Annotated in this window: 24 protein-coding genes and 1 other RNA gene; 16 read left to right on the plus strand and 9 right to left on the minus strand. The window is 49.0% G+C overall.

The features are described from left to right. Positions 1 to 17 precede the first annotated feature (17 nt). The 9 genes from NQU17_02560 (at position 18) to NQU17_02600 (ending at position 6,055) form a co-directional block, all read left to right on the plus strand. On the plus strand, positions 18 to 368 hold the full coding sequence (locus NQU17_02560) for a hypothetical protein (protein UUM12465.1): 351 nt from the start codon (positions 18 to 20) through the stop codon (positions 366 to 368). A gap of 9 nt (positions 369 to 377) precedes the next feature. Then, entirely contained in the window at positions 378 to 2,744 is a 2,367-nt protein-coding gene (locus NQU17_02565; GenBank protein ID UUM12466.1) for a phage baseplate upper protein, read from the plus strand. Positions 2,745 to 2,999: 255 nt separating this feature from the next. Beyond that, positions 3,000 to 3,719, plus strand: coding sequence for an N-acetylmuramoyl-L-alanine amidase (locus NQU17_02570; protein ID UUM12467.1), 720 nt, complete (start codon positions 3,000 to 3,002; stop codon positions 3,717 to 3,719). Continuing rightward, positions 3,719 to 3,976 carry a hypothetical protein gene (locus tag NQU17_02575; protein UUM12468.1) on the plus strand — a complete coding sequence of 86 codons (258 nt, stop codon included), beginning with the start codon at positions 3,719 to 3,721 and terminating at the stop codon, positions 3,974 to 3,976. The genes NQU17_02570 and NQU17_02575 overlap by 1 nt, the downstream gene beginning before the upstream one ends. A gap of 190 nt (positions 3,977 to 4,166) precedes the next feature. Continuing rightward, positions 4,167 to 4,577, plus strand: a complete 411-nt coding sequence (locus NQU17_02580) for a hypothetical protein (protein ID UUM12469.1) — start codon at positions 4,167 to 4,169, stop codon at positions 4,575 to 4,577. Positions 4,578 to 4,581: 4 nt separating this feature from the next. After that, positions 4,582 to 4,746 carry a hypothetical protein gene (locus NQU17_02585; protein ID UUM12470.1) on the plus strand — a complete coding sequence of 55 codons (165 nt, stop codon included), beginning with the start codon at positions 4,582 to 4,584 and terminating at the stop codon, positions 4,744 to 4,746. Then, positions 4,746 to 5,369 carry a PIN domain-containing protein gene (locus NQU17_02590; protein ID UUM12471.1) on the plus strand — a complete coding sequence of 208 codons (624 nt, stop codon included), beginning with the start codon at positions 4,746 to 4,748 and terminating at the stop codon, positions 5,367 to 5,369. Before NQU17_02585 ends, NQU17_02590 begins: the two co-directional genes overlap by 1 nt. Positions 5,370 to 5,465: 96 nt before the next feature. Then, the gene (locus NQU17_02595) at positions 5,466 to 5,645 is read left to right on the plus strand and encodes a hypothetical protein (GenBank protein UUM12472.1); all 180 of its coding nucleotides are present in this window, start codon (positions 5,466 to 5,468) and stop codon (positions 5,643 to 5,645) included. Between the two features lie 77 nt (positions 5,646 to 5,722). Beyond that, positions 5,723 to 6,055 carry a hypothetical protein gene (locus tag NQU17_02600; GenBank protein UUM12473.1) on the plus strand — a complete coding sequence of 111 codons (333 nt, stop codon included), beginning with the start codon at positions 5,723 to 5,725 and terminating at the stop codon, positions 6,053 to 6,055. Positions 6,056 to 6,347: 292 nt separating this feature from the next. Here NQU17_02600 and ssrA read toward each other — a convergent pair. Beyond that, positions 6,348 to 6,701, minus strand: a transfer-messenger RNA (tmRNA) gene (gene ssrA / locus NQU17_02605). Between the two features lie 134 nt (positions 6,702 to 6,835). On the opposite strand from ssrA, the gene NQU17_02610 reads away from it, so the two are divergent. The 3 genes from NQU17_02610 (at position 6,836) to ltrA (ending at position 10,758) form a co-directional block, all read left to right on the plus strand. Continuing rightward, entirely contained in the window at positions 6,836 to 7,417 is a 582-nt protein-coding gene (locus NQU17_02610; protein UUM12474.1) for an SGNH/GDSL hydrolase family protein, read from the plus strand. 55 nt (positions 7,418 to 7,472) lie between these two features. Next, entirely contained in the window at positions 7,473 to 8,723 is a 1,251-nt protein-coding gene (locus NQU17_02615) for a PQQ-dependent sugar dehydrogenase (GenBank protein UUM12475.1), read from the plus strand. Between the two features lie 649 nt (positions 8,724 to 9,372). Next, positions 9,373 to 10,758 carry a group II intron reverse transcriptase/maturase gene (gene ltrA / locus NQU17_02620; GenBank protein UUM12476.1) on the plus strand — a complete coding sequence of 462 codons (1,386 nt, stop codon included), beginning with the start codon at positions 9,373 to 9,375 and terminating at the stop codon, positions 10,756 to 10,758. A gap of 106 nt (positions 10,759 to 10,864) precedes the next feature. Here ltrA and NQU17_02625 read toward each other — a convergent pair whose 3' ends face one another. Then, positions 10,865 to 13,162, minus strand: a complete 2,298-nt coding sequence (locus NQU17_02625) for a YfhO family protein (protein ID UUM12477.1) — start codon at positions 13,160 to 13,162, stop codon at positions 10,865 to 10,867. After that, positions 13,122 to 14,090 (minus strand): glycosyltransferase family 2 protein, encoded by a 969-nt coding sequence (locus NQU17_02630; GenBank protein UUM12478.1) that lies wholly within the window; start codon positions 14,088 to 14,090, stop codon positions 13,122 to 13,124. The genes NQU17_02625 and NQU17_02630 overlap by 41 nt, the downstream gene beginning before the upstream one ends. 109 nt (positions 14,091 to 14,199) lie before the next feature. On the opposite strand from NQU17_02630, the gene NQU17_02635 reads away from it, so the two are divergent. Together NQU17_02635 and NQU17_02640 are read left to right on the plus strand one after the other, a co-directional pair. Further along, a complete protein-coding gene (locus NQU17_02635) occupies positions 14,200 to 14,328 on the plus strand; it encodes a hypothetical protein (protein ID UUM12479.1) in 129 nt (42 codons plus the stop codon). A gap of 292 nt (positions 14,329 to 14,620) precedes the next feature. Continuing rightward, positions 14,621 to 15,517 (plus strand): 5-bromo-4-chloroindolyl phosphate hydrolysis family protein, encoded by an 897-nt coding sequence (locus NQU17_02640; GenBank protein UUM12480.1) that lies wholly within the window; start codon positions 14,621 to 14,623, stop codon positions 15,515 to 15,517. An 895-nt stretch (positions 15,518 to 16,412) separates the two neighbouring features. Here NQU17_02640 and NQU17_02645 read toward each other — a convergent pair. The 4 genes from NQU17_02645 to smpB all read right to left on the minus strand — a co-directional run bounded on the left by NQU17_02645 (position 16,413) and on the right by smpB (position 18,956). Continuing rightward, the gene (locus NQU17_02645; GenBank protein ID UUM12481.1) at positions 16,413 to 17,051 is read right to left on the minus strand and encodes a poly-gamma-glutamate hydrolase family protein; all 639 of its coding nucleotides are present in this window, start codon (positions 17,049 to 17,051) and stop codon (positions 16,413 to 16,415) included. A 14-nt stretch (positions 17,052 to 17,065) separates the two neighbouring features. Beyond that, positions 17,066 to 17,479: a YbaN family protein gene (locus NQU17_02650; GenBank protein ID UUM12482.1), complete on the minus strand. Its 414-nt coding sequence runs from the start codon at positions 17,477 to 17,479 to the stop codon at positions 17,066 to 17,068. A gap of 4 nt (positions 17,480 to 17,483) precedes the next feature. Further along, complete coding sequence (locus tag NQU17_02655; protein ID UUM12483.1) at positions 17,484 to 18,344, minus strand: methyltransferase domain-containing protein; 861 nt, start codon at positions 18,342 to 18,344, stop codon at positions 17,484 to 17,486. A 150-nt stretch (positions 18,345 to 18,494) separates the two neighbouring features. Continuing rightward, positions 18,495 to 18,956: an SsrA-binding protein SmpB gene (smpB, locus tag NQU17_02660; GenBank protein UUM12484.1), complete on the minus strand. Its 462-nt coding sequence runs from the start codon at positions 18,954 to 18,956 to the stop codon at positions 18,495 to 18,497. A 381-nt stretch (positions 18,957 to 19,337) separates the two neighbouring features. On the opposite strand from smpB, the gene NQU17_02665 reads away from it, so the two are divergent. Beyond that, positions 19,338 to 19,493 (plus strand): hypothetical protein, encoded by a 156-nt coding sequence (locus tag NQU17_02665; protein ID UUM12485.1) that lies wholly within the window; start codon positions 19,338 to 19,340, stop codon positions 19,491 to 19,493. Positions 19,494 to 20,096: 603 nt separating this feature from the next. Further along, the gene (locus NQU17_02670; GenBank protein ID UUM12486.1) at positions 20,097 to 20,621 is read left to right on the plus strand and encodes a DUF3867 family protein; all 525 of its coding nucleotides are present in this window, start codon (positions 20,097 to 20,099) and stop codon (positions 20,619 to 20,621) included. 191 nt (positions 20,622 to 20,812) lie between these two features. Here NQU17_02670 and NQU17_02675 read toward each other — a convergent pair whose 3' ends face one another. Together NQU17_02675 and NQU17_02680 are read right to left on the minus strand one after the other, a co-directional pair. Next, positions 20,813 to 21,088 carry an acylphosphatase gene (locus tag NQU17_02675; GenBank protein UUM12487.1) on the minus strand — a complete coding sequence of 92 codons (276 nt, stop codon included), beginning with the start codon at positions 21,086 to 21,088 and terminating at the stop codon, positions 20,813 to 20,815. Beyond that, entirely contained in the window at positions 21,085 to 22,101 is a 1,017-nt protein-coding gene (locus tag NQU17_02680; protein UUM12488.1) for a hypothetical protein, read from the minus strand. The genes NQU17_02675 and NQU17_02680 overlap by 4 nt, the downstream gene beginning before the upstream one ends. Between the last annotated feature and the right edge of the window lie 38 nt (positions 22,102 to 22,139).

Consider the following 22,139-nt stretch of genomic DNA (forward strand, 5'->3'; position numbering starts at 1 on the left):
CACAGGATGGGCATAGCATGGAAATGGAAAAGAGGCTGGCAGAACTTGAATCCTGCACAGCCACACATGATAAGCGGCTCACGGAGCACGGGCGGCAGATCGACCAGCTGATCAAGAGCGACAGCGAAAAGGACAAGCAGCTTGCACTAATGAGGAAAGATATTGAGAACACGAATGAAGCCGTCAAGCGGATGGAAAAGACGGTAGATAAGATCGACAGCAAGCTGGACAAGGCGCTGGAGATCAGGACAGATGACCACCTGACAAGCCCGCTGATGGAGTACCGAAAGGTAAAGTGGCAGATCATCACGATCGCAATTGGAATTTTGGTCGGGATAGTGATTAAAGCGCTCTTCCCAATGCTATAAGGAGGCAACATGGACAACAGGCAAATTATTTTTAAAAATCATCCGGTGAAAAGCTCAGAGAAGCTGATGCGGGACTTCCCCGCCCAGGTATGCTACACCAATGACAAGCTGACGGCTCAGCTTGTTTTTGAGATCTCAGACTGTACAGAGGCAGAACTGGCCGGCCTGACCGCCTCGATCATGATCTTTATGAAAGACGGATCTTTTTTCCAGGACAGCGCCGTGATCGACGCTCCGAACAAAAAGATCACTTATGTCATGCTTGAAAATCAAGTAGCCCACGCCGGCGATGCCAGGGCGAGCCTCGTACTGACCGGCGGATCACAAGGATGGGGCGGACCGGATAGAAACTTTACCGTCATTTCCGATCTGGGCCAGAGAGTCGCCACCGAAGTCATGATTAAAGACTGGACGATGCTCACCGCAGAGGCAAGGGCGTACTTGGACGAGTTCGCCGCCAACGAAATCACCCGTCAGCAGACCGCAGCCGCCGCTGAATCCGCACGGGCACAGACCTTCACGACCAACGAAGCGGCACGGCAGTCAAACTTTGAGGCTAACGAAGCCACAAGGCAAGACGGAGAAGATACAAGGCTGACGGCCGAACAGGGTAGGGTTACCGCAGAACAGGGCAGAGCGACCGCCGAAACCGGCCGGGTAAACTCTGAATCATCCAGGGTGACGGCTGAGCAGGGACGCACAACCGCAGAGCAAGGAAGGGTTAGCGCTGAATCCGCACGGGTGACAGCGGAGCAGGGCAGAGCTGCTGCACTGGCAGCAAAGGCGGATAAGACGTACACCGATACGGAATTGGCGAAGAAGGCAGATAAGGCGGAAATAGAAGCCGCCAGAGGTTCTGAAGCGACACTTGGGGCAAGGCTGGATGGATTAACACAGGACTATACTCAACATAAGTTAGAGTATGTTGACTTAAAAGGAGTTAATGATGGGGTAGTAATCCCTGAAAAGACTTCATTTTTTAATATTGACAAAGCAATCAATAAATTTAATCCTGCCAACCAAACTGATTTAGCAATAACCAAAAGTTCGCTTATTTACAGTAATGGCTCAATTACGGAATATAATGAGGATTATTGGGTTTCTGCACCAATATACCTTGAGGGTGGAAAGGTATACACCATGACTAATCCAGTAGCTTCGGATCAAGATTCAACCCTTCTCGGAGCGATATTTGACATCACTGGTAATTATGTTCGAGGGGTATCCCCAACGAATTATACAGTAGTAGGAAATAGCGTTACATTCGATATGCCAGTTAATGGCGCATATATTAGAACCACTGTATACGGAGCAAAATTTTCAACGCCTATTGCAGAAAGGCTTACTGCTTTCAATGCTCAATTCATGGTAGTGGAAGGTAGTACATTCCCTGCTTATACTCCGTATTACCCAACGACATACAAGATCAAAAGCGAACACATTGAACAGCCTTCAACAGCATTTAAACCTATATTTCTATCATTAAATACAGATATTATCAATGTAATATCTAAATATGGGACTAACACTGACCTAAGAGTAGTAATCAAAAAAAAGGGACCAAACAACATATTTGACTTTTACAGGTGGTACAAGATTGGAAATCCAAACACTGCCCCTTCAACTGATATTGAGGCAGGTGTTCAATTTGCAGAAAATAGTTCTGATTTCTTTGGTCCATTTCAGGTCATGGTTACAACTAATGCAGACGGTGACAACAAAGATGTCAATGGGAATTACCTACCGCGTTTCACAGGTGGGAATCATAGCTATAACAACACCGCAACAGCTTTCACTGACCGTTATAAATTATATGCAGATGGTAAAGAGGTGTCTGATGGGTTTAACGGGTATTGTAACTTTATAGACATTATATGGGTGAACAAGGTGCAAGCCTATAACACAACAAAGATAGATGGTACAGGCAGAGTAGTATTGACCGAAAAGATACACCTTCATTTTGATGGTTTCGAATGGAGTGTAGAAAATGAAATTACAGGATTAGAAACAATTGGGTTCATGTTTTACTATGGGTTACAAGCTTTTGTTAAAAATTTTAGCAAAACTGCTGTATATTTTTGCGGTAGTAGAGTAAACAGATTTGCTAACAACGTAGGTGTTGGAGATGTTAATAGTGGTGATAAAAATTGTGTTGCAATTAAATCAATCGGTACAACTGATACCTTAGAATTTGGGATAGACAACACTTTCGATTTAGGAACATTTAAGAACTCAATCTATGACTATTCTGCCCATGGTGGATATGAAAAATGCTATTTTGACTTAATAGAGCAAACTCCATCTAATAAAATAATATTGAACGTAAATGATAAAATGGGTTATAGAGGATATTATAAATTCTATCCGACTATTTAGTTACGCTATTGGATGCAATTGCGACATAACCACGCAGAATAATCGTCCGCTATTGTGCAAAGGAGCACCTATGGAAATCTTATCAATCCTCATGGTCGCCGTCACCGTTGAAGAAAGACGACAGAACAGAAAATCGAGATCATGGAGGGCTAAATGACCACAAAACAACTGGCCGACAAGCTCGGTCTACAATACGAAGAACGGCGGCTTTGGTATCACCTGACGAACAACCCGAACCGCCTGATTGGAGTATAAATGAAAACAGTATTTTTTCTTCCCGGCCACGGCGGCGATCCTGATTCCGACCGTGGTTTTGACGGGGCTGGCAGAGAAGAACACGAGGGCATCAACAACTGGTTGACCTCGAAACTGATGCAGGAGTACTTGGAAAGCAAGTACATCGTCACGGTGTACAATAGCCGCCCGAAGGTTGATGACTATCCGACCATTGCAGAAGCTTGTGCCATGCATAAAGATGTTGACCTGGTTTACTCTTTTCACTCCAATGCATCGCTTGATAAGACAGTCAGAGGCACGGAAATGTGGATTGCAACAGGCAATGCAGTCACGTCACAGATGGCGGTGGAGCTGGCGACAGAAACAGCGAAGCTTTTCGGACACCGTAACCGTGGCGTAAAGGACGGCAAGGACTACAAGGTCATCAAACACGCCAAAGCCAATGGCGCAAAAATGGCAATCATGGCAGAAAGCGGCTTTCACTCGAACCCAACGGACGCTGACATTTTGGTCGGCAAACGTGTGCAAATCGCCGAACTGCAAGCCGAAATCATTGCAAAACACCTGAAATTGGAGGTAAAGCCTGTGGAAAAAAGAGAACTCGACACCGCTGAAAAATGGGCGGTTGATAACGGGATCATGAGAAACGAGAAATGGAACGAACCGGCTACACGGTCACAGATGGCATGGTGGCTGTTCGACCTCGTGAAAAAGTGGAAGAAAGGGGAGCTGAAATAATGGACGTAACGGTTTTAGGCGTACAGATCGCACTGGTCATCGGACTCAACGAGGTCATCAAGCGGTCGGTGATGGAAGAACGGCACTATAGATACATCCCGCTCCTGGCACTGGTGCTGGGCGTGGGAATGGCGTTCATCAGTCGTCAGACGGAAACGGTGGCTCAGACGGTCACCAACGGTCTGATTATCGGGCTGTCGTCAGTTGGGCTGTTCTCAACGGCGAAGAATGTTGTTGAAAAGGACGAACTCGGTTAGACCAACTAGGACATCATAAGATTATGACATAAGCAAAGCCCTCGGAGCAATCCGGGGGCTCTTTTATTATAAACAAGCCCCATCCACTATTCGCTCCACCATTCCGAGAGAAAAACATAGGGCTTTATACATATAAAGTAAAGTGTGGTACAATTATAAAACAAATCTTAAGATTATAGAGGTGATTTGAATGAATCTCGAGAATATTATATTTTGCGAAGACGTTATCGATTTACCTACTTCGGCAAAGGGTATTGTTAAACCTGCGGTTGTTAGTCCGACGGCATCATTTATATTAGAAGTTTTGCCAAGCACTTTTTCTTTTTCAGCACTTATTATGTTGAAAGGCCTCCCATTGGAACCAGCCAATTTGAAAATATCATTTATGAATCCTAGGACCGATCGATTACTTTTCGAAGCAGCTGCCGAGATTAATACAAGTATCCAAGTTAATCCTTCTGTTCCGAAAGAGATAGCTGGCATTAATCTGAATCTTCCCCTTAAAAATGTTTTCATTGAAGATGAAGGTGAATATGTTTTAAAAGTAGAAGCTGATTCTTTTAAGGAGGAGAAAAAACTTTATTTTGTGAAAGCGGGTTGATTACATGCCTAAAATTATTAAACGGCCCATTGAATCAATTAATAATAAAACTACATCAGAGCGGGTTTTTATCGCTCGAAAAGCAATTGACAATTTAAAGAAAAATGCGCCTAGCCCGAAAGCATTTATCAACCTAGAACCATATAACAATATTTCGCGGGTGAAGTGATGGCTGCAAATATTATTTTTCCAGAAAACATAACTTCTCATCCTGGAATATCGGATGTTGTAGTGGATACTAACGTGTTTATCGATATTCTTGACGGGCAGTCTTATCATCAACAAAATGCTGTAGATCTAATCAGTAATTTGACTTCGAGCAACATTAACATGTACATTACTCAAACTATTCAACATGAATTGATGGATATTATACAGAGGGTTTATACTCAAGATTTAGCAATTCAATACAATATTTCGATTGGAAACTATAAAGGTAACCAAGGATTCAAGAAGCTTCAGAAAGAATTAGAAATCCGCTGCCCCAATTACTTTCAAACGGTTGCTGCAAATAGGGACGCGGCTATGTCTGATATACTATCCATGGTAGATGTTTTAGAGAATCCAACGGATTATTGTACACGGGTCATGACACTACAAAAGCAGTTTAATGGTTGTGTTGAAGTTAGTGATACTGGAATTGTTCTTACGGCATTTGAATATGGGATTAACACCATAGCAACTGGTGATTTCGGTTACTCAAAAATAAATGGGATAAATGTCATACCTATAAAAAAGGGAGGGTATAAAAATCACGTAGGTTCAAGTATTCTTATTCCTTTTAAGCCGTAGTTTAAAATAGAAATAAAAGCTCAGGATTTTCCTGGCTTTTTCTTTTTGTCCAACCTTAATGTTAGAATGTATGTACGAACTAACGAGGTGAGACGAATGAGTGAAAAAGACTTCTTGAAGGCAGCAATCGATGAGTATTTCAGGACAGGAAACCCAATCTATCAGGCAGACGGCCGAATGGTACACGTCAACTTGAACACGGTCACAAGGTACAAGCAACTGGCTGGTCCTGTTCAGTACTCAGACTTTTCAGGTACCGCGATCTGCCCGGACTGACAGACTTCCCTCATGGGGAAGATCCGGGATGAGATCTACTGGTGCCTGGAATGCAGAGAGCTATTTGATATGAGCAAATGATTATTGCATGGTTGGCCTGGAGTGAAACGGGCTCTTTGTCTATTTTTGGTGGTATGATGATCGTAAATATAATTACGAGGTGTGTAATGAGATTATCTGAATTGAAGTTTATTGAAGAAGCTAGTTGTAAAACATTTGCTCCTGGAGTAGGCGAAGGTAGGATTTATACCACTGAATATGAGTGCCCATGTGGAAAGGGTAGAGTGGTTTATGAGGACGATCAAACTCCTGGCTATAAGGAATCTGCAATTCTGATTTATTGTGCTACTTGCAGGGAGAAGTATGAACCAGATTACTCAGTACCATACCTTGCACTCAAGGAAAAATAACATTGTAGAGAGCCTATAAAAGGCTCTCTTTTTCTTTCTCCAGCTCCAAATACCTCAAGTAGATCCAGCCAAAGAGATCCGGGTCATTCAGGATCATCTCGATCAGTTCGTCGTCAGATATGCTATCACCTCCTACATGGTAATTATGCAGAGGAGGTAGGAATGGCAAACAAGTTTGTATCATGGGCTCTTTTTTTATGCAGGCCATGCAAAACGTCACTACTCACCGGTTACTCACAGGGCAAAGGGAAAGACCACCAGAAACCGCTTATATAGCGCATCCGATGGTCTATGGTGGAGATGACGGGAGTTGAACCCGTGTCCGAAAGCCGAGCTTCACTGCTTTCTCCGAGTGCAGCTGTCCGATTTAAATTCCCGTCGTGAACGCCCGGCAGCAGGCTTTCAGTCAGGTAGCTTCATTAATCCCGTTCCGGGGGGCAAAGCTTATCCCCGGCTCGTTTTACCGGATTTTTGACGCCCTGTTCCTGACTCCGGTGGATCAGGGCAGAACGTAGCAGCTTACGCTGCTAATGCAAAATTATCTTCTGCGTTTACAGTTTCCTGTGGTTTTTTAAAGCCAGGACTACAGGATCCTTCTACTCGCTTACAGAGACACTCCTGCCCCCGTCGAAACCATTACATCCCCATATCATCTGGATCTTATCCAGTCTCTTATTTTATACCATCTGTAAATGAAAATCAAATTAAATTCGAACAAATAGGCTTGTCGGCAAGATCTGTTCGGTTTATCTCTATAATAATAACACAGGGAGGTGTGAGATGAATCGAATCATTTTTGGCGACAGCCTGGTCGGGCCTTACGGAAATCCGGGGGGAGCTGCCTGGTCATTACAGCTGGCTGCCCGTCCGGAACTGGGGATTTGCCACGTTGTCTGGCATAACGGGTATACCATCCCCGATCTGATTGCCTGTCTGACCAACGATGTCCTCGTACATCGACCGGACCAGGTACTGATCCTGTGTGGCAGCAATGATGCCATCTCAGGGCGCAGCGGAGAGCAAATCATAGCATCTCTGCACTTTATCGGAGAGCAGCTCAAAGGCATTGGGGCCAGACCGGCATGGGTTCTGCCGCCGCAAATAGATCCTGTGGCTGCGGCTCGCTGCTTTGGGGATCCCGTCGTTCTGTATGAGCAGGCCAATCAAGCGCTGAAAGAACTTCGGGCTGTTTTTCAGGATGATAGGCCGGGAACAGGACGATGCATCCTGGACCTGGAATCAATCCGTCTGGACTGGCTGTTCCTGGGGGGGACAGCCTATGTAGATGGACTGCATTTTACAGCGTTGTTCCATGAATATATCGCATCCCGGGCCGATAAGTGGTTGAGGGGTAATCCATGACGGCTTTTCAGTCTGAGAATCGCAATTTCAATCAACTGGCCAGGAGGAGAATGCCATGAATAAGACAAGAATTCTGCAGGCGGGTCTGCTGCTGATGGCAGGTCTGACAACCGCCTGCAGCCAAACTCCGTCGTTTACGACCAGTCAGCCTGCAACTGATGCGGCCGAGGTGCCAAGGCAATTGCCGCCAGTGGAAGCCCGATCGCCGAATACTAATTATCAGCCTGCCTTTCCCGGTCAGACCAGAGTTCCCGGCATGCGAACGGACTTTCCCTTCCAGGTGAGCATTTTAACGGAACGACTGGAATCCCCCTGGAGCGTCAATTCGCTGCCCGATGGTCGACTGATTGTAACGCAAAAAGCCGGAAGCATCGCGATTGTGGATTCATCCGGAACGGTCAGTCCGCCGATTACCGGTTTCCCGCCCATCGAGTCATCCGGACAGGGCGGATTGCTGGATCTGGCACTGGATCCCGATTTTTCATCCAACCGGTATCTGTATTTCACTTTCTCGGAACAACTGGAGCAAGGCTCTGTAACGGCTGTAGGCAGAGCCCGTCTGGCCGATGACGAGCGGTCAGTAGAAGAGGCAGTCGTTTTATATCGCGCCATGCCGGCAGATGGTCGGGCGGCCCACTATGGCAGTCGCCTGAGCTTTGACAAATCAGGAAATCTTCTGATTACCACAGGGGAACGCCAGTCAGCCTCGACCCGCGTGAAGGCTCAGAGCTTAGACAACGGATATGGCAAAGTGCTGCGCATTACCCGGGACGGACAGGCGTTAGCAGATAATCCGTTTGTTGGACGGAGCGATGCCATGCCGGAAATTTATTCCTATGGTCATCGCAATGTTCAGGGCCTGGCCCTTCATCCTGAAACCGGGGATATCTGGATCAGTGAAATGGGGCCAAGGGGTGGGGATGAATTGAACCGGATTCTGCCCGGGAAAAATTATGGCTGGCCGGTGATCAGTTATGGGATTGAATATTCTGGATTCAAAATCGGCGAGGGGCTCACTCAAAAGGCTGGAATGGAACAGCCGGTCTACTATTGGGATCCGGTCCTGGCTCCCAGCGGGATGACCTTTTATACCAGCGACGCAATCCCCGAATGGCGCGGCAATCTGTTTATTGCCGGTCTGGCCGGTCAGCACATTGCCCGAATTGTTCTGAAGTCGGATCGGGTAGTGGGAGAAGAACGGCTTCTCGACGATGAAAATCAGCGGTTTCGCGATGTGGCACAAGGTGCGGACGGCGCGATCTACGCGGTAACCGACAGCGGTCGGCTATACCGGATTGGTCCCTGAGTTCATTGAATGATTTCACATCAGTTGTAACCGGATGCAAGAGGCGGAATCGGGCTCGCAAACTCCCGGCTTCAGGGTAATATCTTTAAAACACTTTCTTTTGTCACTGCTGCTTTTCGAAAAGGAATGCTTCATCAGAACCTGCAAATGAGCCAGTCAACCGCCGGTAATCCGGCGGGTTGACTGGCTCATCCTTGTGCGCCCGGCATGGGCGATAACTTGGTGGTGAAAGTCCACTACGCGCTCGGTAGCAGGAAGCGTTAGCCGAAGGCAAGGGTGTCCATCGCGAGGTGGAATCTGAAGGCAGCCGGATGTCAGGGCGAGGAGTTCTGGCGGGCAAAGTTCTGGGCCGACGAACAGAAATCTCATATAAGGCCACAACCGGAGGACGACTCTGCAAGACAAGAAGAAGTCCAATGCTACCCGGATCCGGACATTATGTTTAAATTGTGGTAAATGGGACGGCTACATGGAATGAAGGTTATCGTTCTTACCCGGGGAGGTCTCACAGACATCCATCAGGAAATCCGAAGGATGGAGTAAAGCTTGCTGTGAGAAGTCAGCCGAGGCCATAGTACCAGGATTTTTTTTTCTGGGAAGGGCTGAACAATCGTAAGTCTTAAGTAACGACTCAGAAGGAGGTCGACGTGTGAAAGCAGAATACCGAAAGGGCTGCCTGCAAAGGGATAGTGCGGAACACAAAGAGTATGCAGGAGCGCAGAGCGTCGAGGCTCGGAAAAGGAGCGAACAAGGCGGTGCTAAGGACCTGTTGGAGGAAATTCTGGATAAGAGAAATCTGTTCGAAGCCTACAAAAGGGTCAAGGACAACCGCGGAGCACCTGGCATCGATGGAATGACCGTCGAGGCGGTACTGCCATGGTTGCAGGAGAATGTGGAAGAGCTCAGGCAGAAGATCCGGGAAGGGAAGTATAAACCCGACCCGGTTCGACGCGCAGTGATTCCCAAACCAGATGGAAGCGGCGAACGCATGCTGGGGATTCCCACGGTCATTGACCGAATACTCCAGCAAGCCATTGCCCTCAAACTGACCCCGATCTTCGAATCGGTGTTCGCGGATGAAAGTTATGGTTACCGACCGGACCGGAATTGTCAGAAGGCCATGGCGAGAGTCAAGGAGTATGCAGACGAAGGCTACATCCATGTTGCAGAAGTAGACTTGTCCAAATACTTCGATACACTCAACCACGAACTGCTGATGAATCTTGTTCGTCAGCAGATCCAGGACAAACGAGTGACACAGCTCATAAAGAGTTATTTGAAAAGCGGAGTCATGGAAAAAGGGGTGGTCACCGAAACGGAGGAAGGTTCACCGCAAGGCGGGCCGCTCTCCCCCCTGCTGGCTAATATCTACCTGAATCAATATGACTGGGAGATGAAGCGCAGAGGGGTGGCCATTGTTCGGTATGCCGATGACATCGTGGTACTGGCAAGGAGCCAGCGAGCCGCCGAGCGTCTGTTGGAATCCAGCAGAAAGTACCTGGAAGAGAAGCTGAAGCTAAAACTGAATCAGGAAAAGAGCCGGGCCATCAGTATCTATTCGAGGAAGTTCAAGTTTCTGGGCTACGCCATGGGCAAGAATAAGAATGGAAACTACATACGAGCCCATAAAAGCTCCCTGAAGAAAGCCAGGCAGAAGTTGAAGGAGAAAACCAGGCGCAACCGGGGAAAGAACGTACGAGAAGTCATGAAAGAGGTCAAAGCCTATATCACAGGCTGGCTGAACCACTACTACATCGCTTCAATCAAGAACACGCTGATTGAGTGGGATAAATGGCTTCGAAGACGACTGAGAATGTACATCTGGAAGCAGTGGAAGAAACCCAGAACAAGGGTGGATAACTTGCGGAAACTGGGAATCCCGGCATGGCAAGCCTACCAATGGGGAAATTCCAGGCTGGGATATTGGCGTATTGCCGGAAGTCCGGTCTTGGCACGCTCCATAACAAACGAAAAGCTCGTACAGGCAGGATACTTTGAAATCCTTAATCAGTACGAGCGAATGCGTAAGCACTAAAGCGATTGAACCGCCGTATACCGAACGGTACGTACGGTGGTGTGAGAGGTCGGTAGCTGAATTAATCAGCTACCTCCTACTCGATTGCTCAATAAGTTTGTGCGCTTCAATGGCTCTGCTGTACGCTCATTCGATCCCGGCGATCCCGGATAATGAGCAATGCAATCACGATCAGGCCGGCGAGGGACCCCAGTATTCCCGCTTTCAGGCCGGGGATTTCATAAGTAAAGGAAATGGTGGAAGCACCGGGAGAAACCTGGATGGTCTGGAAGCCCAGATTCTTTCGGATGGGTACTTTCTGACCGTTCACCGTGGCCTGCCAGCCAGAATCCCAGGGAACGGTAAACAGAAGTGTTTTTTCCTGGGCAGCATTCAGGACTGCCTGAAAACCATGCGTGTCCCGTTGAAAATCGGATACGGCACCGGATCGTTTTTCCCGGGCGATCGCTGAGGTGGTTCTGGCTGGATTCTCCCGGTAGGCCACCAGGTTATCAGGAATGGGATCTCCCGGTTCGATAACCAGTGCCTGGAGCAGAATCCGGGGACGCTGTGCTTCTTCATAGCTCATCAGCTCTGCCCGGGTAATGTAGGAGTCCAGCGGAAAGCCCAGAGGAATAAAGTCAGGGTTTTCACTGACGTAGAGATCAAAGAAGCCATTGCTCTTTTGGGAACGGGGAATGTAGTCCTCCAGCTGGGTCAGATCCACCCGATACCTGACCGAGAGCAGGGTCAACAGATCCTGCGCTTGGGCTGGAAACAGGGAAGCAGCGATGTGCTGGATTCCGACCGTTTTAAAAAAGTCATCCGTACTGGGTGAATTGGTGGTGATAAAGGAATTGACCGAAGGAATATGGTTCAGCATCGACAGGTTCCAGCCCGCCTCGTAGGTGTAGAAGCGGTAATTCTGCTGGTTTTCCCCCTCAGGAGCTGTCAGATCCAGTTCCGCAGTCCGGTCAAAGTAGCCTTCGGCATACTGGTACGTTTCCTCCGGTTGAAAACTTCGGATCAGATGGATGCTGTACAGCCCGGTCAGGACGGAACATACCAGAGCCAGCAGGGTCAGCTTCCGGGCTCGCTCCCGATCAGACTGTCTGAATATATAGAGCGTAAGTCCCAGTCCGGCCAGAGCGATCAGGGCGGACAGGACGAACTCAAAGGGGAGCTGGATCATCTCGGGGTTCACCCGGTCAGAGATCACGAGTGTGCCGATGAATGCCAGAGCAGCGATGATAATGATTCGTACGCTGCCGCGGCGCACTGCTCCGGAAGCCGTCTCGAGGCTTTGGATGGAGAAGGAAACCAGAATCAGCAAAGGCATATAGAACCAGCGGGCATAGTAGTAGCCGTTGAACAGCGCAAAGGCTGAATTCATCACCGGAATGAGCATGAGTGGGAAGAGAACGAGCAGAAACCGGCGAGCCAGTCGCTGGGTCCGAGCCGCGGCCAGGACCATGGACAATCCAAGACCAGGCAGGTAGAGCGAGGCGGAGGAAAAGTCCCACGGGTTGATGCTGGTCGAGCGGATCATGCTCTCGGCCGGAAACACCAGAGCTTTCCACAGAGTCAGGTAACGCTCCAGGGGATAGCGCAGTCCGTCAATGCCTGTAATGACCTGGCTGGCTTTGGGACTGCTGATGATGAACAGTGCGGAAGGGATGAGCAGGATGGAGGCAGCCAGAGTCCCCAGAACCCCTTCGCCCAGTACGCGCCCGAATGCCAGAAGGCGCTCACGGCGATTTTCACTTTGATAGAACAGGAAAAAGTAGAGGATCAAAAACAGAACCTGACCATAAAAGAAGAAATAGTTCAGCAGCGCGCACAGGGCAACTGTCAGGGCGAAGCGGCCCCGTCGCTCATCCTGAAGCAACTGGTCCATTCCCCACAGCAGAAGAGGAAAGAACACAATGACTTCATGAAAATGATAGTACATCAGATTAATGTGCGAAAAGCCGGAAAAGGCATAAAGCAGCGAGCCCAAAATCGCATAATCCAGGTTTCGGACATGACGCTTCAGCCAGAGAAAGCTGACCAGAGCGGCAGCAACATACTTCAGAATGAACAGCCAGCCGATCAGATAGGGAAAGGCCGATTCCGGAAACAGAGCGCCTATCCAGAAGAAGGGACTGCCCAGAGTATAAAAGCTGAAGGCACCGATGAAATTGACACCCAGATCGGTATACCAGTCCCAGGTGGAGGCTCCGTTCCAAATGGCCCAGGCTGAATGCCGGTTAAACGGAATCTGCTGATGGTTGAAGTCCGACATCAGGGTGAAGCGGCCTCCGTCCAACAGAAGATAAGGCAGGAACATCGCCAGGGCAGCCATCAGGGATAACATCAGAAGCCGCCGCAGCGCGGCGGTTTCCTCATCGTTTGGGTGATTCATCCGGGGCAGTCGATATGTCATGAGTAAAACCTCGTTTATCTGCAATGATGTAGTTGGGGCGGTTGCGGGCCTCCTCGTAGATGCGGCCGATGTAGCCTCCGATAATGCCCAGGGAGATCAGCTGGATCCCTGAAAAGAATGTAATGGCGGTCATGAGGGACGCCCAGCCGGCGTCGGTATGCCCCCTGAATTTCTGAACCAGGGCATAGATCAGCACGAGAAAAGAGATCAGAACCGTGAAAAAGCCGATGGAAGTCACGATTTTCAGCGGCTTGGTGGAAAAGCTCATGATTCCATCCATGGCCAGTCGCACCATTTTTTTCAACGTATAGTGCGTTTCCCCGGCCAGTCGTTCCTGCCGCTGGTACTCGATGGCGGTCTGGCGATATCCGATCCAGCTGACCATGCCGCGGATAAATTTGTTTTTCTCCGGCATCTGGCGGAATGCTTCCACCACCCGGCGGTCCATTAACCGGAAATCCCCGGTGTTTCGCGGGATTTTTGTATCGCTCAGAGAGTCGAGCACCCGGTAGAACAGCGTGGCCGACCAGAGCTTGAATCTGGATTCTCCGGCTCGGGAAGCGCGGGTGGCATAGACCACCTCATAGCCTTCCTGCCATTTCTCGATCATGGCTGGGATCAGCTCCGGCGGATCCTGCAGATCGGCGTCAATCAGAATGACTGCATCCCCCCGGGATTCCAGGATTCCGGCAGTCACGGCATTCTGATGACCGAAGTTCCGGGAGAAATGGATCACCCGGCTGTGAGGATCGTCCTGAGCGATCCGGTTTAAAATTTCAGGTGTCTGGTCCCGACTGCCGTCGTTGACGAAAATCAGTTCGTAATCCAAGGTATTTGCCAGGCTTTGCATCACCGCCTGAAGACGGCGATGACATTCATTGGCAACTGCTTCTTCAAAATACATGGGAATGACGATCGAAATCAGCATGAATTGCTCCTTGAAGACATAATCTAGTTCAAGATTACCTTGTCCAGGCCACCTCGTCAAACTCTTCGGACCGCACGTCGGCCGCCCGGTATGCTGAAAAGAGGAGCGAATGAACGACGTGGCTGCTCCCAATGAAATCGTCACAATGGTCAGGGTCATTGAGTATGCAGGCAGAGAGGGGGGGATTGATCGATTCCGGACCAAAGAAGCGTCACATGTCCGGCAGAATGCAGGATAGTACCGGATAGCAGCGAGGGAAGATCAGTAAATCAATATTATTTTTGGATGTTCACAGGGAGAGTCTTCGCCTGATCACGACAATCTTCCAGAGATTCTTGGGGAAAGGGCAGTAAAGATTGAGAAGTCGAGAGATTCCCGTTAAAATAGATAGGGAAGGATCTGATCGGAAGGGTCTTATTCTTTTAACCCGTTTTAATTATTTGGGTGTAGGATAAAGAAAGATTTGCATGAAATTAAGATGCTTCGCACACCTTCGCCAGACGCAGGGACATCACCGGGAGGAATGCACGTTGAAAAGCAACTGGATCAAAGACATGCTGCAGACATTGGGTCTGGAGCTGGATCTGGGCCTGAACAAAGAAGATCTCAAACTGAAGAAAACTGAAAACATGCTGGCCAAGATAACAAAAGAAAAACGTTCCATGGAGAACAGCTATGATAATCTGAAAAGCTTCTCCAAGGTGAATTCAACCATTTCCGGCCTGTTTATTTTTTATAATATCATCCGTTTTTCCTGGATCGGACTCATCATCGCGATTGGCTACAACGTGATTTCAGAAACCTTCATCAAGGACCGTCTGAAAAGCATGAAAAAGCGTATTGCATTGTGGGACGAAGAAATCCTTGGCCTGAAAGCCTCCATTGACGAGATGAAACTGACGGGAACAACCGATTCTTATGGCAAGTCGTCTCCCGGACCGGGTAAACCGTATGTGGACGCAGAAATAATCCAGGAGTATCCCAATCAGGATACGGAAGAGCCGGTTGCAGAACCTTCCTCCCAGGGAACCATTCAGGAAGCCCGGGAAGCCTATGCCATGCTGGAAAAGCTCGAGACCATTACCGCATCACTGGATCAGCATGACCATGAAATGGGCTCGCTGTTCCGCAATACCCTGAATTCAGCCCAGAAAGTGGCGGACTTCATGAAACAGAATCCAGCCAATGAAACCAAGCTGTACCTGTTCTATAATCATGTGGAAACGCTGCATGACTGGGGTGAAGGCCTCCTGGAACTGGAAAACAATGAAGTATATGATTCACTCCTGGTCAATGTAAAGGCCAATGCCAGAAAGGCTCTGCCCATTCTGCAGGCCAAAATCGACAAGGAGTACTTCAAGCTCGTGAATCCTAAAATCATGGATCTGGAAGCAGAGATGGAAGTAATGTCCAAAGAGCAGTTCTAGGGGAGTATCATTGCAATAGACATCTCAATCAGGATCTGCAAGGATCCTCGGATCATCCCCCACTTCGAAGCAGGGCTTCTTAGTGGGGGATGAATTTTGCTGGAGAGCAAGTCGGAGACCGATTGTTAGGAAACGCATGCCGAAGGTACTGATCCACAGGTGAAAGAGATGTGCCGGAACTTCAGTGGCCTGGACGGGGATTTCCAGTCAGAAAGAATGGGAGGAGAATAGGGTGCATTGACTGATCAGCCTCATTCCGACCGAAGAGCGGGATCTGGTACAGCTGACGTTCAACCCCTGCGGACAAACCGGGCTTAATTTCATCGAAATTCTTCTTAATCATGAACAGGACGGGAAATTTCTGTATGCCCGAAATCAAGAGATCACCCTTCCCATGGAGAGGGCGATATTGGATCGACACGGTATTGCGTCCGAACTCGTGCTGCTCTACCAATCAACCGATCCCGGACGAGCAGGGTACCAGCTGGATTATGACTGCGCACTGGAACTGATGTCTGCCGGGCAGAGTGAGTGGCTGATGACAGCGCTGAAGACAACGAACCCATCAGGTCATCAATGGATTAAGCAAGACAGTCACTTGGCAAGATAGCAGATTCCTTTGGGGTGGGATCCAGCGGAATTCGGCGGGGTTTCCCCCCAAGTTCGAGCAGATCGGGATTCTGAATCGTTCCAGGGTCCAGTTCTGGATGAACATAAAAATGAAACCAAGCCACAGCTTTGGCACCGAAGCTGATTCGTGGCAGGACCAAAAAGTTTCGATACGCAATCAAAACGAAGAGATTTGGCGCGAGGCCGAATCTCTTCGTTTTGTTGGTTTTTATTATTATGATTTATATTTCATTTGGACAGCGGTTTCACCGAGTGGAATGTCAGATCAGGCTTCCTTTGTCAGAGAAGCCAGTTCAAGGAGGGCGCTGCGCAGCGCTTCACAGTAGCGGTGAAAATGTCTGGAATATTTTTTTCGGATCAGGAAGCCGACGACGGGCATAAAAGTGAATTGAAGCCGCTGGGCCATGGATATCTCCAGCTGGATGCCCTGACCCCGCTGATTCTGATTGACGATATTGTCATCACCCAGACCGGACAGGTGGGCGGGGGCGTCGGCGACTTCGAATCCGGCCGCCCGGAGATGTCGTTCGACGATGGCGCGCCCTGTCCGATCCTGTCCGCCCAGATAAGTGGTGCGTTCATTGTCTTTGCCCATGCAGCCGTGAATGGCCAGAGTGCAGCGGGACAGTGCACTGAGGCGCCGGGCAATGCTGCAGTCATAATGCCTGGAAGTGACGTGGAGGTTGGAAAAATTGAGTTCCTGCATCTGTCCGGCGAAATCATACAGGGAAAAAGTCTCGCCGGCCACTTCATGGGCGATTTCCGAGGTGAAGAACTCGATTCCGCCGCCATGGGGCGACATGACCAGAATTCCGGATTCGGCTCGGCTGCGGGTGGTTAGACGATAATTCTCCATCGGTTCAAAAGTAAACAGTTCTTTCATGGAATTGTATTTGTCAGCCATTGGGGTCCTCCGGGTCAGTCAGCGGTCGTTTCGCTTAGTTCGGGATCTGCCGGTTCTTCGAATTCGGCATCGGGCAGCACCCGAAGGTGCATCAGGTGGATGGTCACCAAAGTTCCCAGAATTCCTAAAATGAGAAAAACAGCAGGTTTTCTGACCAGGAACATGGTCAAGCCCAATCCGAACCAGAGCAGGATCAGAGCCTTGGTCCGATGGCTTTTTCGAACAGCCCGCTTTTCGATGTAGTCGCGGATGTATTTGCCATGTATGGGGTGTTCCATCAGCCAGCGATAGAAGCGGTCGCTGCTGCGGGCGAAAAACCAGGCGCTCGCCAGCAGCAGCGGGGTCGTAGGCAGAATCGGAACGACAATGCCGATGGTTCCGGTCACGACACAGAGGATTCCCAGAATGAGGTAGATGATTCGTTTCATAAGATTAGAACTCAGCTCCTGTCTGGGGGAAGGATCCAATCAGGATCCGCAGGTCGATGGTAATAGCATGAAGGGTGTCGGTGGACAAGGTCTCCGGATCGACACCAAGGGCCATGGGAGTCATTCGAATCATATCCCGGGCCTGGTCCTGCTCCAGAGTTCTGGAATAATAGACGGACCGGCTGTCGGTCAGGGTGCAGTGCGCCTGAAAATGGCGCAGCACATCATCATCGGAATGGCTTTCATGCAGCAGTGAGCCGCCCAGCAGCTGCCGGATTTCCTTCAGGTAGTCCGGTCCCGGAATGATTTTGATCAGGAGGCCTCCGGGACGAAGCACCCGCCGGAATTCGGCATAGTTCGCCTGAGTCAGCAGATCGATCACCAGATCCTGCGAGGCATCCTGCAGCGGGATATTCGTAAGATCCGCTATAAAGAAGTTTGCTGGATGCACTCCGCTGGCAGCCATGGCGATGGCGTCCTGGGAGAGATCGAAACCGAGCAGAGTATCCTGGGTCCCGTATGCCAGTTCCCTGGTGTAGTAACCCTGACCGCAGCCGGCGTCGAGAATCACCAGCGGGTTCCCTCCGATTTGGGTGCGATGGATTTCGATGAGGGACTGCAAGGTTTCGAGCAGGGGCAGGTAGAAGCCAGCCTGCAGGATGCGTTCCCGTGCGGCAAACAGTTCTCGGGTATATTTCAGTGGCTTTTGTCCAGGCACAAAATTGACATGGCCTTTTTTGGACAGATTAAAGGTATGGCGGGATTCGCAGATCAGGCTGGAATCCTGCGCAGTCATGCTTTGATGGCAGATGGGACAGCGGAACAGAGACGCCTGGGCGAGCAGACGGGATGCTTTTTGATTCAATGGATCACAGCTCCTTGATTGAGTCGGGCTATGGGGAGTTCAGCGATAAAAAAGAAAACGAGCCGGTAAAAATATTACCAACCCGTAATGGACGATCGGATGATAACCGGGTTCCGGTCTGGCTTCATCAGCAGGACTCACCCTGCGATGTTAGTATTTCTGGCGGTTTCTAAATTCCCGTTCGATTTCCCGCATATGGGTTTTTTCCAGCAGTGAATCCCGCTTGTCGTAGTTTTTCTTTCCTTTGCCAATGGCAAGGGCAACCTTGACTTTGCCTTCCTTGAAATACAGCCGCAGAGGCACCAGGGTCGCTCCGTCCTGGCTTGACGCGATATCCAGCTTGACGATCTCATTCTTGTGCAGCAGCAGCTTCCGGTCGCGCAGGGGATTTACATTAAAGATATTGCCCTGCTCATAGGGACTGATATGCATTGCCCGCAGGATGCATTCGCCGTTGACGATGTCGGCATAGCTGTCTTTGAGATTGACTTTGCCGGCGCGGATCGATTTGACTTCCGTGCCTTTGAGTTCTATGCCCGCTTCAAATTCTTCCAGGATGAAGTAATCATGAAACGCCTTGCGGTTTTCTGCGATGGTTTTGGTATTGGCCATTTCATATCACCTCCTGACCTAACACTGCAATTATAGAAGGAATTTCTCTTAATATCAATAACCGCCCCGGCTATGTTAACAATATGTAAAAACAGGTGACAACTTTATCTGAACTATCCTGTATTAATATCAAAAACATAATCTGAGAAGGGTTTCGATGAAAGTTCAAATAGATAAATCTGTCCATGATAGAAAAACAATATCGTAAACAACAATGAGTTAAAAACTTGCAAAAGATATTAATCCGTGAAAGATCACTTGCAAATATGGAATCGAGAAGATATTATATAAGTGTAGAAGAAAGCAAGAGCCATCAAAGAAATCCTTTGAATGACCTGATGCAATAGATTAACAAAATATTAAATTAAGTGAGGTCGTATCATGGTAAAAAACATTATGAACTTTATTACTGGAAGAAACTTGAAAATGGAACAGGGCACTATTCAGGACATTAACACAATGACAATGGAACTGAACAAGGCAAACCTGGAAAGAGAACTTTCCAACATCGCTGATCGCATGATCCGCAGAATCTAGTCAACCTCCTAAGACGTTTCGATAAATTTCCCCCCGAAAGAAAGCAGTCTTTCTGCCGAAGAAGGAACAGCCTGTTTGAAAGAAGAGGCAATCATGACTCTCCCCCCATAAGAGTTCAATGAGTTGGTGAGAACGCCGGCGGCACAATCAGTGCTGCCGGCGTTTTCGTCCGGTCAATTTCTCCTTCGGACGGAATGTCTGCTGCTGTGAAAGGGCAGGAGGGGCATTCTTAATCCTCCTTCGGGGGGCAGTTTAAGAACGGCAGAATCAGCATAACCGCCCACCGGTCAAAATGAAGTATGATATGATATTAATGCAGGTACCCTTAGTTCGACGAAGAGCCATCCGACCCAATGCGGAAAAACAGACACAGGTGATTCATCGGTCTGCCATGCAATGCACCGGTCTGCCAAGTGATTGGTCGCCTTGCCCGGTTCCATCAACAGGATGGATGCAGGATCCCTGTTGGACCGAAGGAACTGCATATCCTGGATTATTCCTTTCAGCTTTTTTCGAACATCAGAAAATTGCTGACACTGAACCATTGCATGCATAAGAAAAGACAGCCTGAGGAATTAATTGCATTAAACGGAGGTGAGATCAGTGAGCGATATCATTGATTTGAGCAAATTTAAGGAGAAGGTGCGGGACAAAGATGTGGATGAACTGGAAAATTACATCTATTCTCTTTATTTTCAGGTGGCTGAAGGCAAAATGACCTTGGCGGACGTCAACCGTGAAATCAGAAAGTATGTGGAGGAGAACGACATCTCCCATACCAAATTCATGGAGATTCAGAAGAAACTGATTGAACGCTATGGCTATGATCCCAATGAACTGGAGAAGCAACTGATGCAAGATCCGTCGCTGCTGGGGCAGTCGCGGGGTCTGCTCGAAAAATACGGCAAATCCATTGAGGAAGCCAAGGGCTATCGCAAGGTTATCAAGAATAACCGCAATGAACTGGTCATTTTTGCAACGGGTCATCGCATCATTCTGCTCAGTGAAAAAAAGATCGACCTGGAGGACAATGAAGTTCACGAATTTCTGGTCTCTTACAAGCGTCAGGCGGGCAGCGAAACCCTGGACGTTCAGCTGGCTGAGTCGATTCAAACCTTTCAGTATTGAACCAGCGAATCTTTGAAGCGGATCTTATAACGGATCTTTGAAGTAGATCTTATAAGTGATCTTTGTTAATGTGAGTAAATTCCAGACAAGGAGAATGCCTCACCAAGCGGTGAGGCATTCTCCTTGTCCGGTTATCAGGGGACAGAGGTTATCAATGACCGGAGGTGATTCTGAGATCCTTCCAGTGCGTTTTAGCGTAGAATCTGAAAAATGGTTTCATCCGGTATGACTTCCCGTGGTTCTTCAGTCAGGCTGTCGATCCGAGCATAGGACATATCCTGGAGGATGAACTGTTTCAGAGCTGCGATCTGCTCCGGTTCTCCCTGGGCTTCCAGCAGAACCTGGCCGGAAGGAAGATTTTTTACGAATCCGGTGACACCGATGGCTTTTGTCGCCTGCAATGTCTGCCAGCGAAATCCCACACCCTGAACCCGGCCGGAAATTAGATATTGGAAGCGTTTCATCATGACTGGGATTTCTGGTCAATGAGGTGACCGCGTTCCGGGATGTCATTGCCTTCTTCATCCAACGGGGTGAAAGGTCCGATATAATGCTCCGCCTTTTGAGTCAGGGTTTCTTCCTGGTCAAGGTCCAGTTCCAGGGCTGGCTCCACCTGATAGGCCGGTTCATTTTCAACCCAGAAGGAAAAATCATCGGCTTCCGATGCCTCGGGCAATGGAGCCTGATCCGTCGGGTAGACGGGGGTGAGTTCCACCGCTTTGGCAAATGGGTTTTTCGACAGCGCAGTCCGGTAATTATGCACTCGCAGATAATCCAGATAGACCGCTGTGGTAATTTTGGCGCCGTAGACCGGATCCTGTGCGTTGACTTCGAAGTGGTAGAAATCATTGAGGTCTTCAATGCCAAAGTCGGTCAGTTTCGGGTATAGGTTGCGGGCCAGCGTTTCAGTATCGATGGCATCCGTCAGCAGGATGGAATTGGAATGTTCCCTCAGCCAGGCGTTGGCGTAGCTTTTATCGTGGATGATCAGCGGGAAGTCCCGGGTATAGGTCTTGAGATATTTCAGCGCGTCTTCCAGTTCCAGATCGATGGCCTTGCTTTTCTTTCCCGGGCTTTTTAGCGGCAGGTACAGGCTGTCGGTGAGATAACCGCCTTCATAGCGGACGGCCTGGATGGAGTAAACCCGAGACTTGTAAGGATCCTCGTCATCTCCGTCAAAATACAGTGCGATGAACCGAGGGAACAGGGGAGCCGTCAGCTGGGGTTCCCGCAGCTTGGACCTGGGGTTGAACAAAGGTTTTTCCATCAGCATGGCCCGGTAGCTGGTCCGTTCCTTATTCAAAAGGATCTTGAGGAGATCAAAAAACAGGATGATCCCAGTCGACACCAGAAGAAACCGGATGCCGGCCGCGCTCAGATGGGATGATTCACCCCCTCCGGCGATAAACAGGATCAGAAGGGCACAGCCCAGTGCAATAAAGCTGAAGAAATAGGAGCGGGTCAGTAGTTTACTAATCATGGATGAAAGCCTCCCGATGGTAATATGGCAAAAAAAGA

The sequence above is a fragment of the Clostridiaceae bacterium HFYG-1003 genome, assembly GCA_024579835.1.
GTDB lineage: Bacteria > Bacillota > Clostridia > Clostridiales > Clostridiaceae > JG1575.

Bases quoted from the DNA above. Each gene is read 5' to 3' on its own strand.
- NQU17_02560 (UUM12465.1), top strand. From the start codon at position 18: ATGGAAATGGAAAAGAGGCTGGCAGAACTTGAATCCTGCACAGCCACA.
- NQU17_02565 (UUM12466.1), top strand. From the start codon at position 378: ATGGACAACAGGCAAATTATTTTTAAAAATCATCCGGTGAAAAGCTCA.
- NQU17_02570 (UUM12467.1), top strand. From the start codon at position 3,000: ATGAAAACAGTATTTTTTCTTCCCGGCCACGGCGGCGATCCTGATTCC.
- NQU17_02575 (UUM12468.1), top strand. From the start codon at position 3,719: ATGGACGTAACGGTTTTAGGCGTACAGATCGCACTGGTCATCGGACTC.
- NQU17_02580 (UUM12469.1), top strand. From the start codon at position 4,167: ATGAATCTCGAGAATATTATATTTTGCGAAGACGTTATCGATTTACCT.
- NQU17_02585 (UUM12470.1), top strand. From the start codon at position 4,582: ATGCCTAAAATTATTAAACGGCCCATTGAATCAATTAATAATAAAACT.
- NQU17_02590 (UUM12471.1), top strand. From the start codon at position 4,746: ATGGCTGCAAATATTATTTTTCCAGAAAACATAACTTCTCATCCTGGA.
- NQU17_02595 (UUM12472.1), top strand. From the start codon at position 5,466: ATGAGTGAAAAAGACTTCTTGAAGGCAGCAATCGATGAGTATTTCAGG.
- NQU17_02600 (UUM12473.1), top strand. From the start codon at position 5,723: ATGATTATTGCATGGTTGGCCTGGAGTGAAACGGGCTCTTTGTCTATT.
- NQU17_02610 (UUM12474.1), top strand. From the start codon at position 6,836: ATGAATCGAATCATTTTTGGCGACAGCCTGGTCGGGCCTTACGGAAAT.
- NQU17_02615 (UUM12475.1), top strand. From the start codon at position 7,473: ATGAATAAGACAAGAATTCTGCAGGCGGGTCTGCTGCTGATGGCAGGT.
- NQU17_02625 (UUM12477.1), bottom strand. From the start codon at position 13,162: ATGACATATCGACTGCCCCGGATGAATCACCCAAACGATGAGGAAACC.
- NQU17_02630 (UUM12478.1), bottom strand. From the start codon at position 14,090: ATGCTGATTTCGATCGTCATTCCCATGTATTTTGAAGAAGCAGTTGCC.
- NQU17_02635 (UUM12479.1), top strand. From the start codon at position 14,200: ATGAACGACGTGGCTGCTCCCAATGAAATCGTCACAATGGTCAGGGTC.
- NQU17_02645 (UUM12481.1), bottom strand. From the start codon at position 17,051: ATGGCTGACAAATACAATTCCATGAAAGAACTGTTTACTTTTGAACCG.
- NQU17_02650 (UUM12482.1), bottom strand. From the start codon at position 17,479: ATGAAACGAATCATCTACCTCATTCTGGGAATCCTCTGTGTCGTGACC.
- smpB (UUM12484.1), bottom strand. From the start codon at position 18,956: ATGGCCAATACCAAAACCATCGCAGAAAACCGCAAGGCGTTTCATGAT.
- NQU17_02665 (UUM12485.1), top strand. From the start codon at position 19,338: ATGGTAAAAAACATTATGAACTTTATTACTGGAAGAAACTTGAAAATG.
- NQU17_02675 (UUM12487.1), bottom strand. From the start codon at position 21,088: ATGATGAAACGCTTCCAATATCTAATTTCCGGCCGGGTTCAGGGTGTG.
- NQU17_02680 (UUM12488.1), bottom strand. From the start codon at position 22,101: ATGATTAGTAAACTACTGACCCGCTCCTATTTCTTCAGCTTTATTGCA.